We start from the raw sequence: 12,420 nt of genomic DNA on the forward strand, positions 1-12,420 counted from the left end.
CCATGCGTCCGCCGCACGTGCTGTGTCGGCCCGTCTCGCAGAGCATCTGAACACGAACGCAAGCCCCCTGCCCGGTGCGCCGCAGCTACCCCTGTGATGCACCGGGCAGACGCTCGTGTGCCGTGTGCCGTGTGCCGCGTGCCGCGTGCCGCGTGCCCCGTGCCCGTGGCCTCACAGCCCCGTCAGCCTCGCCCATTCGATCGCCGCGCACGTTTTGGTGCGGCGCGCACGAAATAGTCGGCTATTTCGCGCGCGGGACGCTGAGATGTGCGCGGGATGCTGAGGTGTGCGCGAGACGTCGAGATGTGCGCGGGGCGCTGAGATGCGCGCGGCGGTTGTGATGCGCGGGTGCCCCGGGTGTGCCGCCTCCCGGCGCCCCCGCTCCCGTAGGCAAGGGCGGGCTGGGTGACGTTGTGTTGTGCCGGAGGCGTCGCCGTTGTGCCGCGCACGTTTGTCGTGCCGCGCGAATTGTTCGACTATTTCGCGAGCGGTTGGAGGAGGTGTGCGCGGAGCGCTGAGATGTACGCGAGGCGCTGAGGTGTGCGTCGGGAGGTTGAGATGCGTGCGGGGTGCCCGGGTGTGCTGCCGCTTGGCGCCCTCGCTCCCGTGGGCGGGTGCTTGGGTGGCGTTTGTTGTTGTGCCGCGCACGTTTTGTCGTGCCGCGCGCGAATTGTTCGACTATTTCGCGCGCGGGACGCTGAGATGTGCGCGGGGGCGCTGAGATGTGCGCGGGACGTCGAGATGTGCGCGGGAGACGTGGTGCCGGTGCCCGCTGGGTTGCGGTGCCCAAGGCTGGTGCTGTGTGGCCGCGCGCTGCGGATGTCGGGTCGAATCCTCGTTGGCTTGGCTTGGCTTGGCTTGGCTTGGCTGGCCTGGCTTGGCCTGGCTCGGCTTCGGGATGCGGCAGGGAGGTCAGATGCTCGGCGGGATGAGCCCCGCGGCGGAGTGGGAACTCACCTCGTCCGGTGTGCTGACCCGAGCGCTCGGCGCATCGTGAAATCAACGCAGCGTCCCGCATCGCTCGGATGCGGGACGCTGGTGTGTTGTAAGGCTTTTCGGCGGAGGCCGTCGACACTGGGCAACGGCTGAAGGGGGAGGCACGCGACCTCCCCCTTCATGCGTTGCTTCGAGTCAGCGGCGCCAGTCGTCGTAGTCGTCCTCTTCCCAACGGGTAGAGGACTCGTCCGCGTTGTGCTCATCGGACAGCACACCACTCCGTTGGGAGTTGGGGCTGCCCGAAAGCTCGCGCTGAAGGCTCGCGAAGTCGCTCGGCGGGCTGCTGTACTTCAGCTCGCGTGCGACCTTGGTCTGCTTTGCCTTAGCCCGGCCACGGCCCATGGCTGACCCCCTCGCGTCACTGCGGGGCGGCCTGGGGTTTGGTTGGCGGCCCCGTTCGAATTAATACTCTTCCTGACAGACACTTTAGCGTGTGTCCGGCGGTCTCGCTTCCAGGAGTGGGTGAAGAACTCCCGAAGAGGTTCCGTTTGCCGGGTTGTCGCCCTTGACCGGGGCGGCTACAGCACTCCGGGAATCGCTCGGATGACGCCGACGCGAGCGCCGCCACCGAGTACCGCCGGGGCCGCCAACTCGGCATGCGCGTCGGTCCAATCGACCCCGATTCGATGCAAAATGGCCAGCGTCAGGGGCATTCGGGCGCGGTCGTGGCCGTCGTCGATCTTGTAGGCGAAGGCGGTGCCGTCGGGTAGCGCGCCCGCGTGCACCCCGTCCGCGCCGATCTTGCAGACGAGTCCGGGGGTGGCCTGCATAGCTGACAAATCGGGTGCGTTGGTGCCCGAAATCACTCGCGGATGGGCGCGGATGGCGTCGGCGACGCGCCGCTCCGGCGCGTCCGGTGCGGCAGTGGCCATGGTGGCGAACACCCGGGCCAGGTTCACCAGCGAGACCGGAATGATCGGCAGTCCGCAGCCGTCGATGCCGAGATCGGTCTCGGGTTCGCCGGTCAGGTCGGCGACGGTGGCGATGACCGCCTGCTGCAGCGGATGCGCGACGTCGAGGTAGCCCTCGGTCGGCCAGCCGTTGATCGCGCAGGTCGCCAGCATCGCGGCATGCTTGCCGGAGCAGTTCATGTAGATCCGTCGCGGTTCCTGCGGCCCGGACAGCACGGCCGCCCGCGCCTTGTCGTCGACCGGCAGGTCCGGTGGGCATTCGAGGGATTTCTCGTCGAAACCGAACCGGTCGAGCAGCCGGCGGACCAGTGCGACGTGATCGGGTTCGCCGTAGTGCGAGGCGGTCGCGATGGCGAGTTCGGCGTCGTCGAGTGGTTCGAATCCGTGCCGCAGCAACGTGATCGCCTGCATCGGCTTGTTGGTGGAACGCGGGAAGATCGGCAGATGCACCTCGCCGAGGGCGAGCGTCGGCTCACCCGCGGGATCGAGGATCACCACCGAGCCGCGGTGCACGCACTCGCGGAAACCGGAGCGGACTACTTCGACCAGATCCACACTCACAGCTGTGCTCCCGTGTCGAGTTCGGCGGCGTGCCGGTCGGCGACGCCGGGATCGGTGGCCGTGCCGGCCCGGCGCTGCGCGGCACGTGCGGTGTTCGCGTGTCGGCGCGCGTGCCGCTCGATCTGCATGCGCACATCGTCGGAGATGCTCGGTTCCGCGGCGAGCAGGATGGCCAGCAGGTCCGGATCCTGGCCGGTGAACAGGTCACGGACGGTGACGCCGTGATCGGGCACATGCTGCACTGTCACCGTGTCGCCCGCGCCGATCGTGCCCTCGGTGAGCACCTGGAAGTAGGCGCCGGTGTCGCTGCGCAGCGTGAACCGCTTGACCCACTGGGCTTCTCCGCTCCAATGCTGGAACGTCGCGCACGGCACGCGGGGCGCGCTGACCTCGAGCAAGGTGTCGCCGATGCTCAGGCGGGCGCCGAAAACCGCGTCGCTGATCGGCAATCCGGACACACGGAGATTCTCGCCGAACCAGCCCGCGGGCAACTCCCGATCGAGTTCGCCGGCCCAGCGCCGGGCGTCCTCGTCGGCGTAGGCGTAGACCGCCTGGTGTACGCCGCCGTGGTGGGCGGTGTCGCAGACGTGGTCGCCGTCGAGTCCCAGCGCCCGCACCGGAACGCGGTCCGGGCGCGGTCGCTTGTCGATGGCGGAGCGGCCGACCCGGGTGGGTACCTCGATCTCGGCGTGCACCACGCACACCGCGAGCACTTCGCCGGTGTCACCGGGTCGCATGGACGCTCCTTTCGCGGAGTGTTCTGGTCGGTGGGTGCGCGCTGCCGGCACGGTGGCGCAGCGCCATGCGGCTTGCGCCCCTTCGGAATTCGATCGACATCGGTGGGTCAGCGGCCGCGCAGCCGGTCGACGGCGAGCCTGCCCGCCTGCGGTGAGTCGTCGGCGGGTACCGAGTCGGGGTCGATGGCCGCGGCCGCCGGGCCGGCCGTGAGCTGGGTGTCCACCGGGATCGTGCGTTTGATCAGCGCGAGCGCGATCGGGCCGAGTTCGTAGTGGTCGATCACCGTGCCGAGGCGGCCGATCGCCCGCCCGCCCGCGGTGACGTCGTCACCTGCCGCCGGCCGTTCGTCGGCCGATCCGTCGAGATGCAGCAGCACCAGATGCCGCGGCGGTTTGCCGAGATTGTGCACCCGCGCCACGGTCTCCTGCCCGCGATAGCAGCCTTTGTCCAGGTGCACCGCGCCGTGCTCGGCGACGCCGCCGATCCAGCGGGCCTCGTGCGGGATGGTGCGGTCGTCGGTGTCGAGCCCGATTCGCGGGCGCACGGCGGCGACCCGCAGCGCCTCGAACGCCCACATGCCGGCCGGCGCGGCACCCGCCGCGACGAGTTCGCGCCACCGGTCGGCGAGTTCCGCGCGCGGAACCACGAGGTCGAAGGAGTCGGCGACCGGCCACGGCATCCGCCGCACGAAACCGCCGCCGGGCAGCGCCACGGCCTCGTAGACGCCGGGCACGGAGTCGACGCCGAGCGCGGCGAGCACCTCGGGCGCGTTCGGCCCGAGCAGGCTGAGTACGGCGTGCTCGGCTTCGACGGGCTGCGCGTCGGCCCAGAAGACCATCTTGCGCAGGAACTCCAGCAGTGCGGGGCCGCGGTCGCCTTCGGTGTCGATCCACACCGTGGCGTCGAGTTCGGTGAGCACGAAATGGTTCAGCACCCGGCCGTTGAGGTCGAGGTCGAGGCTTTCCGCGGACTGCCCTTCGGTGAGGGCCGCGATGTGCTGGCTGGTGATGGTGTGCAGCCAGGTCAGCCGCTCGGCGCCGGCGATGCTCAGCACGAATCGATGCGAGCGATCGACGATCGCGGCCCGCTGCACGGCCGCCCGCTGTTCGCCGAGCGGGTCACCGTAATGCCACGCCACGGCGGCATCCGGCGAACCGGGCGCTCCCGCGACGGCTCCCGGAGTAGACAGGATGGGGCTGGGTGCAACGACCACGGACACGTTTCTACTGTAGGCCGGGTCCGCGGTGGGTGCCCGAACCGGGGCTCGCGGAACGCGTTCGCGGCACCATCTCGGCGGCGCGGCGACGACGCGGTGATGAACCCCGCGCGACCCGCGGTAAAAGATGGACCGAAGTCTGCCGTGACCTAAGCGCGACCAACCAACACCGCCTAGTCTCGACGCATGGTAGATCGGGTTCTTGTCTCACTCGACGGCGCGGTCCGGGACGCGGACGCGCCGTTGGTGTATGCGGACGATATCGGGCTTCTGCGAGGCGACGGTATTTTCGAAACGGTACTGGTGCGTGCGGGCAACGCGTGCGCGATCGAATTCCACCTAGGCAGGCTGCGCCGCTCGGCGCAGGCGCTCGATCTGCCGGAGCCGGAACTAGGGCGGTGGCGTGCGGCGGTGGAGCGGGCCGCGAAGGAGTGGGGCGCCGATCGCGAGGGCGTGATGCGGCTGGTGCTCACCCGCGGGCGCGATTCGGAGCTGTCCGGAGTCGCGGAGAAGGTGACCTCCGGTGATCTCGCGGCCGCGGTGCCCGTGCCGACCGCCTACGTGCTGGTGCTGCCCGTGCCCGATCGGGTGCAGAAGGCGCGTACCGAGGGCGTCGCGGTGGTGACCCTGTCCCGGGGCATCTCGATCGACCTCGCGCAGGCCGCGCCCTGGCAGTTGCTCGGCGCGAAGACGCTCTCCTATGCCTCCAATATGGCGGCGCTGCGTTTCGCGGCCCGGATGGGCGCCGACGACGTGATCTTCACCAGCACCGAGAACCGAGTGCTCGAGGGGCCGCGTTCGTCCGTGGTGATCGCGCGGGACAAGCAGCTGCTCACCCCGCCCGCGAAAAACGGTGTGCTGCCGGGCGTCACCCAGCGCGCGCTGTTCGCCGAGGCGCAGAAGGCCGGGTGGGAGTGCATCTACAAGTCGCTGTTCACCGCGGACCTGCTGACCTGTGACAGCATCTGGCTGCTGTCCAGCATCTCGCTCGCGGCGCGGGTGAATTCGCTGGACGGCCTGCGGATGTCGGCGCCGGACAACGCGGCCGAGATCATCGATCTGGTGGACCGCGGTGTCGAGCGGGCGGGTGCCATCGGCGACTGGTGATTACTGCCTGCACGCGTGCGGTTGCCTGCCCGCAGCCGACGCCGCCGAGGTGATCTCCGTCTAATCGAGGCGCGGTCCGGCGCGCCCGAACTCGGAAAATGCCTGTTCGGGGCCGAAAGGCCCGGTGTGTCGTGGCCTACGACGCATTGCTCAGCCCTGCCTCCGGCGTAGTCTTACTACGACATGTCGTAGACCGGCAGGAGGTTCAAAGGTGAACGCGCTGGACATCTCGCGATGGCAGTTCGGCATCACGACCGTCTACCACTTCCTGTTGGTGCCGCTGACCATCGGCCTCGCGCCCTTGGTCGCCGCCATGCAGACCGCGTGGGTGATCACCGGCAAGGAGCACTGGCTCCGGCTGACCAAATTCTTCGGCAAACTGTTCCTGATCAACTTCGCGCTCGGCGTCGCCACCGGCATCGTGCAGGAATTCCAGTTCGGCATGAACTGGAGCGAATACTCCCGCTTCGTCGGCGACGTGTTCGGCGCACCGCTCGCGCTGGAAGGCCTGGTGGCCTTCTTCATGGAATCGACCTTCCTCGGCCTGTGGATCTTCGGCTGGTCCCGGCTGCCGAAACTCGCGCACCTGGCCGCGATCTGGATGGTCGCCATCGGGGTGAACGCCTCGGCGTACTTCATCGTCGCGGCCAACTCGTTCATGCAGCACCCGGTCGGGGCGCGGTTCAACCCGGAAACCGGGCGCGCCGAACTCGAGAGCATTGTCGCGGTGCTCACCAACAACACACTGCTGGCGGCCTTTCCGCACGTGGTCGCCGGATCCTTCGTCACGGCAGGCACTTTCGTCGCCGGTATCGCGGGTTGGTGGATGGTGCGCAAGGCACGCACCGGTGACGCCGCGGAAATCACCGAGGCGCGCACCATGTGGCGGCCCGCCGCGCTGGTCGGCATCTGGGTGATGCTCGTCTCGCTGGGCGCGCTGTTCCTCACCGGTGACACGCAGGGCAAGCTGATGTTCGAACAGCAGCCGATGAAGATGGCCTCGGCGGAATCGTTGTGCCACACCGCGACCGACCCGGACTTCTCCATCCTCACCGTCGGCACGCACAACAACTGCGACAGCGTCACGCACGTGCTCGAGGTGCCCGGCGTGCTGCCCTACCTCGCCAAAGGCAAGTTCAGCGACGTCACCCTGCCCGGCGTCGTCGACCTGCAACAGGAGTACAACGCGAAATACGGTGTCGGTGACTACCGTCCCAACCTGTTCGTCACCTACTGGTCGTTCCGCGCCATGATCGGCCTCGCGGCCGGCTCGGCCCTGCTGGCGCTGGCCGGACTGTGGCTCACCCGGCGCGGACGTGTGCCGAACCAGCGCTGGTTCGCCTGGCTCAGCCTGCTCGCCATCCCGACGCCGTTCCTGGCCAACAGCGCGGGCTGGGTGTTCACCGAAATGGGCAGGCAGCCTTGGGTTGTCGCGCCCAACCCGACCGGCGACCCGAACCTGCGGCTGACCGTGCAGCAGGGTGTGTCCAACCATTCGCCCGGCGTGGTGCTGTTCTCGCTGATCACCTTCACGCTGCTGTACGGCGCGCTCGCCGTCGTCTGGTTCTACCTGATGCGGCGCTACGTGGTGCACGGGCCGGAGCAGCCTGCCGCGAGCCCGCCCACCGGCTCGGGGCCGGACAAACCCGCGGGGCCGGCCGGACGCTCCGGCGAAGAGCCTGCCGTCGAACAACTTTCGTTCGCCTACTAGGAGCCGACGATGAGTTTGCAAGAGTTCTGGTTCGTGCTGATCGGGGTGCTGTTCACCGGGTACTTCGTGCTCGAGGGGTTCGACTTCGGCGTCGGCATGCTGATGCCGATCCTCGGCAAGGGCTCCGACACCCGAAGGCGGGTGGTGCTCAACACGATCGGGCCGGTCTGGGACGGCAACGAGGTCTGGGTCATCACCGCGGGCGGTGCCATGTTCGCCGCCTTCCCCGAGTGGTACGCCAGCCTGTTCTCCGGCTTCTACCTGGCGTTGCTGCTCTTGCTGGTGGCGTTGATCCTGCGGATCTGCGCGATCGAATACCGCGGCAAGATCGACGACCCGCGCTGGCGGGCGCGCTGTGACCTCGGCATCGGAATCGGTTCCTGGATACCGGCACTCGCGTGGGGCTGGGTCTTCGCGAACGTGGTGCGCGGTGTGCCGTTGAACGAGAAGAAGCAGTTCGCCGGTTCGGTGTGGGATCTGCTCGGACCCTACGCCCTGCTCGGCGGACTGACCACGGGACTGCTGTTCGCTCTGCACGGGGCGGTCTTCCTCGGTCTGAAGACCGGCGGCGAGGTGCGGGCCGACGCGCAGCGCACCGCCAAGCTGCTACTGGTGCCCACCGCGGTGGTCGTCGGCGTCTTCGGTGTCTGGACGCAGCTGGCTTACGGCACCGGGTGGACCTGGATTCCGTTGGGGCTGGCCGTGCTCGGGCTGATCGGCGCGGGCGTCGCGGTGTACGCGGACCGGGACGGCTGGGCTTTCACGGGCACCGCCGTCACGGTGGCGGCGGCGACCGCGCTGCTGTTCGGCTCGCTGTTCCCGAATGTGCTGCCCTCCACCATCGACGCCGCGTTCGATTTGACCATCCACAACGCGTCGTCCACGCCGTACACGCTGAAAGTGATGAGCTGGGCCGCCGTTCTGGTCACGCCGGTGGTGCTGCTGTACCAGGGCTGGACCTACTGGGTGTTCCGCAAACGGATCACCGTCGACCACATCCCCGCGCCCATCGGGCTTTCGCTGAAGGACTGAGCTCATGGCTCGACCGCCTGTCGACCCGCGCCTGTGGCGGTACGCGCGCTCGGCCCGCCGCTACCTGGTGCTGAGTGTGCTGCTGTCACTGGTGATCACCGGATCGATCGTCGTCGCGGCGGTCCTGCTCGCCCGGGTGCTGGCCGGGGTCGTCACCGCACCCGGCCAGCGCACGCTCGGCGCGTGGAGCACCGAAATACTGGTGCTCGCAGTCGTTCTCGGCGTGCGAGTGCTCGCCATCTGGTGGCAGTCGCGGCTCGGGCACCGGGCCGGAGCCGGCGTGGTCGCGGAGCTGGAAACCGCGGTGCTGACCGCCGGTGCGCAGCTGCCGCCACGTGAACTCGAAACCCGCAGAACAGAACTCGCGGTCGTCGTCGGCACCGGGTTGTCCGGGCTGCGCGGCTACCTCACCGGCTACCTGCCCGCGCTGCTGCTCGCCGTGCTGGTACCGCCGATCGTGTTGGCCGTCATCGCGATACACGATCCGATCTCGGGTCTGATCGTGATCGTCACCTTGCCGCTCATCCCGATCTTCATGATCCTCATCGGACTGCTCACCCAAGGCCGGGCCGAGGCGACACTCGCCGCGACCACCCGGCTGTCCGATCAGCTGCTCGACCTGTTCGCCGGGATGCCGACGTTGCGCGCGTTGGGACGGGAAACCGGTGGGGCATCGGCTGATCGGATCAGTGATGGCTCGAGGCGAATGGGTGGCGGGCGTGGAGTCCGCTCTGGCGCAACCGAAGCGGATGCGCCGGATTCCATCGAGTTGCGCCGGACCACCATGGTGCCCAGGGTGCGCGAGCTGGGCGATGCGCTGCGGCAGCGGACGATGCGGGCACTCCGCATCGCCTTCCTCTCCTCCATGGTGCTGGAAATGCTCGCGACACTCAGCGTCGCTCTGATCGCCGTCTCCATCGGCCTACGCCTGGTCTTCGGCGAAATGAGTCTGTACGCGGGCCTGGTCGCGCTGATCCTCGCCCCCGAGGTCTACCTCCCGCTCCGCATGGTCGGCGAACGATTCCACGCCGCCCAAGACGGGATGGCCGCCGCCGACCGCGCCTTCGCGATCCTCGAATCGGAGTGCGGCGCAAGTGATTCGGCGCAGGCAAGTGACTCTTCGGCGGTGGTCGACAAGCCCGGGACGTTTGCTGCGGTTGGTCAGCGGAGCGGGCCGAATGCGGGTGGTGTCGAGGTTCGTGATGCTTCGAGCGGGCGTTCGGATGTGGACGAAGTCGGGCTGGCGGGTCAAAACAGCGGGCGGGTGACAGGGTTTGGCGGGGTGGTCGAGGTGCGGGGGTTGTCTGTGGGGGCGCGTGGGGGTTTCGCGCCCGAGGGGTTGTCTGCGGTGTGTCGGCCGGGGGAGGTGACGGTGCTCGCCGGGGCCAACGGGAGCGGGAAATCTACGGCGGTCCAGGCGATTCTGGGGTTGATCGAGCCTGATCGCGGGGCGGTGACGGTCGACGGGGTCGATGTGCGGGAACTGGATTCGGCCGCGTGGTGGGCGCGGGTGGCCTGGTTGCCGCAGCGGCCCGTGCTGGTGCCGGGCACACTCCGGGAGAACCTCGAGTTGTTCGGCGCGCAAGCGGAGAAGCCCGCGGCGCACGGGGCCGCACGGGTCGTGGACGATCTCGAAGCCGCCTGCGTCGCCACCGGTTTCGACGCAGTGCTGGACGAACTGCCCGACCGCTGGGACACCGTGGTCGGCTTCGGCGGCGTCGGCCTCTCCCTCGGCCAACGCCAACGTCTCGCCCTCACTCGGGTTCTCGCCGCCGACCGCCCGATCCTGCTCCTCGACGAACCCACCGCCCACCTCGACACCGACAGCGAAGCCGCGGTCCTCACCGCACTACGCCAACGAGCCCGCGCCGGCACCACGGTCATCCTCATCGGCCACCGCCCCACCGTCCTGGCCGCCGCCGACCACGTCATCCCAGTCCGCGCCGCCACGAACGCCCTGACGGAGGTGCGGGGATGAGCGGGGCGTTGGTGGGGGATTTGCGGCGGATGTGGGCGTTGCTGGGGTTGTCGCGGTGGCGTGTGGTGGTTGCGGTGGGGTGGGGAGTGCTGGCGCTCGGGAGCGGGCTCGGGTTGGCGGCGTTGGCGGCCTGGTTGATCGCGCGGGCATGGCAGATGCCGCCGGTGCTGGATTTGAGTATCGCGGTGGTCACCGTACGGGCGCTCGGCATTTCGCGGGGGCTGTGCCGGTACCTGGAACGGTTGGCGACGCACGATGTGGCGTTGCGGGCGATGACGACGGCTCGCACCACGGTGTATCGCACACTGGCGCGATCGGACTTCTGGTTGCATCGGCCGACGCGTTCGAAAGACTCGGCGGCGCAAGGAGGGAGCGCTACGGCGCTGCGGCGCGGTGATCTACTCGTTCGAACGGGCAGCGATATCGATGATCTCGGCGCGGTCGTGGTACGGGTGTTCGTGCCCGTCGCGGTGGCCGTGGTGCTTTCGCTCGTGGCGATCGGACTGCTTGCCACCATCTCGGTGGCGGCCGCGGCCATTCTGGCTGGGGCGCTGGCACTTTCCGGTGTAGCGGCACCCTGGCTGTCGGCTCGGGCCGCACGTGACGCGGAACGCGCGGTGCGAGCAGACCGGGCCGAGTTCACTGCCCAGTCGTTGACCGTGCTCGATCACGCAGCCGAACTGCGAGTGGCGGGCCGCCTCGACGCCGCGCTCGCCGCCGCTGCCACAGCCTCGCGGCGCGCGGTCGCCGCGGAGGACAAGGCAGCGGCGCGCAGTGCCTGGTCGGCCGCGGCCACACCGCTCGCCATCGGCGCAAGTGTGCTGGGCGCCTTGCTGATCGGCATCACCCTCTACGGGCCCTCCGGCGGCACCCCTGGCGCCATGACACCGATGGCGCTCACCATCCTGGTCCTCCTCCCACTGTCGGCATTCGAAGCCGTCGGCCCACTCCCCGCCGCGGCCCAATCCCTCACCACCGCCCGCGCCGCCCTGCACCGCCTGACCCAACTCGACGAAATGCAGGTCCACCGTCAAGGTTCCGCCGCTCGTTGTGACTCGTCGGATAGTGCGTCGGCGCAGGTGGTTTCGGAGGTTCCGGTGGGGCGTCGGGTTGCGGTGGTGGGGCCCAGCGGATCTGGGAAGACGACGTTGCTCATGCGGTGGGCCGGGTTGTTCGAAACTCCGCGTCCCGGGGTCACGTTCTTTGCGGAGGACGCGCATCTGTTCGGTACTTCGGTGTTGGAGAATCTGCGGGTCGGATGCGGTGATCTCAGTGTGTCCGACGCCGAGAAAGCTTTGCGCACAGTGGGTCTCGGTGAATGGCTGGACGGGCTGGCGGACGGTGTGCACACGGATCTCATCGGCGGTGCGGCTGCGGTGTCCGGTGGGCAGCGTCGTCGAATTCTGCTCGCCCGGGCACTCGTGTCGCCGGCGCGGGTGCTGCTGCTCGACGAACCCACCGAGCACCTGGAGGCCGACGCTGGGGCACAGTTGCTGCGCGACCTGCTGGACGCCGAGAGCGGGCTGGTGGAACCCGACCGAATTGTGGTCGTCGTCACACATCAGCTCCCGGCGGGCCACCGCGCCGACGTGATCGTCCGTGTAGACGCATCAGGCCAGGTGACGACGCATTTTCCGGACCAGGCGGGCACCGTTTCCGCCCACCGAGAAATTCCGTTGCCGACCCGCTGACTCCTCGCTAAATTCGTTCTTACACAAGGAAGGAGGTGGTTCGAAGAATGTATGTTCATAGGACTCGTGAGGTGGCTGTCCGCTAGCGCCACCGCTGCAACGGTCTCCGTTCGCGCGAGCGCTGAGCGAATACCAGGCAGCCACCCGGCCCCCGAGCCCCCGGTCTTGTCCGATCGGGATCGCGCAGGTGTTTACACCCGCGATATGGCTCGGGGGTCGTTCCTGTTTTGGGGTGGGTGATTGGTGGGCCTGCTGTCGCGGGCTTGCGGCTGCTGTGGTGTGTGCCAGTTGCGGCGAGCGGCGCGTCTGTGGCGCGAAGGTGCGGGCGGTGTGGTGTGTGCCAGTTGCGGTGTGTGCCACGCCTGCGGCGCGAGGGTCCGGGCGCGTCGTGTGTGCCAGTTGCGGGGAGCCCCACGCCTGCGGCGCGGGTGCTGCGGCAGGTTGGAAGCGGGAGGTCCGCGGAGGGTGGCAGACGGCTA

General features: G+C 68.8%; 10 protein-coding genes. 6 read left to right on the forward strand and 4 right to left on the reverse strand.

Translation table 11 applies throughout. The features are described 5' to 3' along the window. Positions 1 to 853: 853 nt before the first annotated feature. Positions 854 to 997: a hypothetical protein gene (locus O3I_RS45335; protein WP_167829097.1), complete on the forward strand. Its 144-nt coding sequence runs from the start codon at positions 854 to 856 to the stop codon at positions 995 to 997. Between the two features lie 134 nt (positions 998 to 1,131). On the opposite strand, the gene O3I_RS03295 is transcribed toward O3I_RS45335, so the two are convergent. The 4 genes from O3I_RS03295 to O3I_RS03310 form a co-directional block, all read right to left on the reverse strand. Further along, positions 1,132 to 1,338, reverse strand: a complete 207-nt coding sequence (locus O3I_RS03295) for a DUF3073 domain-containing protein (protein ID WP_014981474.1) — start codon at positions 1,336 to 1,338, stop codon at positions 1,132 to 1,134. 176 nt (positions 1,339 to 1,514) lie between these two features. Beyond that, positions 1,515 to 2,468 (reverse strand): asparaginase, encoded by a 954-nt coding sequence (locus tag O3I_RS03300; protein WP_014981475.1) that lies wholly within the window; start codon positions 2,466 to 2,468, stop codon positions 1,515 to 1,517. Next, positions 2,465 to 3,205 (reverse strand): MOSC domain-containing protein, encoded by a 741-nt coding sequence (locus O3I_RS03305; RefSeq protein WP_014981476.1) that lies wholly within the window; start codon positions 3,203 to 3,205, stop codon positions 2,465 to 2,467. Before O3I_RS03305 ends, O3I_RS03300 begins: the two co-directional genes overlap by 4 nt. A gap of 107 nt (positions 3,206 to 3,312) precedes the next feature. Next, the gene (locus tag O3I_RS03310) at positions 3,313 to 4,425 is read right to left on the reverse strand and encodes a YgfZ/GcvT domain-containing protein (protein ID WP_041562385.1); all 1,113 of its coding nucleotides are present in this window, start codon (positions 4,423 to 4,425) and stop codon (positions 3,313 to 3,315) included. A 183-nt stretch (positions 4,426 to 4,608) separates the two neighbouring features. Between O3I_RS03310 and O3I_RS03315 the strand changes: the two genes are divergently transcribed. The 5 genes from O3I_RS03315 (at position 4,609) to cydC (ending at position 11,941) form a co-directional block, all read left to right on the forward strand. After that, on the forward strand, positions 4,609 to 5,529 hold the full coding sequence (locus tag O3I_RS03315) for an aminodeoxychorismate lyase (RefSeq protein WP_014981478.1): 921 nt from the start codon (positions 4,609 to 4,611) through the stop codon (positions 5,527 to 5,529). Positions 5,530 to 5,740: 211 nt separating this feature from the next. Continuing rightward, complete coding sequence (locus O3I_RS03320; protein WP_014981479.1) at positions 5,741 to 7,240, forward strand: cytochrome ubiquinol oxidase subunit I; 1,500 nt, start codon at positions 5,741 to 5,743, stop codon at positions 7,238 to 7,240. A gap of 9 nt (positions 7,241 to 7,249) precedes the next feature. Then, a complete protein-coding gene (gene cydB, locus O3I_RS03325) occupies positions 7,250 to 8,272 on the forward strand; it encodes a cytochrome d ubiquinol oxidase subunit II (RefSeq protein ID WP_014981480.1) in 1,023 nt (340 codons plus the stop codon). 4 nt (positions 8,273 to 8,276) lie between these two features. Next, positions 8,277 to 10,250, forward strand: a complete 1,974-nt coding sequence (locus O3I_RS03330; protein WP_014981481.1) for an ABC transporter ATP-binding protein/permease — start codon at positions 8,277 to 8,279, stop codon at positions 10,248 to 10,250. Continuing rightward, entirely contained in the window at positions 10,247 to 11,941 is a 1,695-nt protein-coding gene (gene cydC / locus O3I_RS03335; RefSeq protein ID WP_014981482.1) for a thiol reductant ABC exporter subunit CydC, read from the forward strand. The genes O3I_RS03330 and cydC overlap by 4 nt, the downstream gene beginning before the upstream one ends. The last annotated feature ends 479 nt before the right edge of the window (positions 11,942 to 12,420 follow it).

Source organism: Nocardia brasiliensis ATCC 700358, from assembly GCF_000250675.2.
GTDB classification, from domain to species: domain Bacteria; phylum Actinomycetota; class Actinomycetes; order Mycobacteriales; family Mycobacteriaceae; genus Nocardia; species Nocardia brasiliensis_B.

Bases quoted from the DNA above. Each gene is read 5' to 3' on its own strand.
- cydB (WP_014981480.1), top strand. From the start codon at position 7,250: ATGAGTTTGCAAGAGTTCTGGTTCGTGCTGATCGGGGTGCTGTTCACC.
- O3I_RS03305 (WP_014981476.1), bottom strand. From the start codon at position 3,205: ATGCGACCCGGTGACACCGGCGAAGTGCTCGCGGTGTGCGTGGTGCAC.
- O3I_RS03330 (WP_014981481.1), top strand. From the start codon at position 8,277: ATGGCTCGACCGCCTGTCGACCCGCGCCTGTGGCGGTACGCGCGCTCG.
- cydC (WP_014981482.1), top strand. From the start codon at position 10,247: ATGAGCGGGGCGTTGGTGGGGGATTTGCGGCGGATGTGGGCGTTGCTG.
- O3I_RS03295 (WP_014981474.1), bottom strand. From the start codon at position 1,338: ATGGGCCGTGGCCGGGCTAAGGCAAAGCAGACCAAGGTCGCACGCGAG.
- O3I_RS03315 (WP_014981478.1), top strand. From the start codon at position 4,609: ATGGTAGATCGGGTTCTTGTCTCACTCGACGGCGCGGTCCGGGACGCG.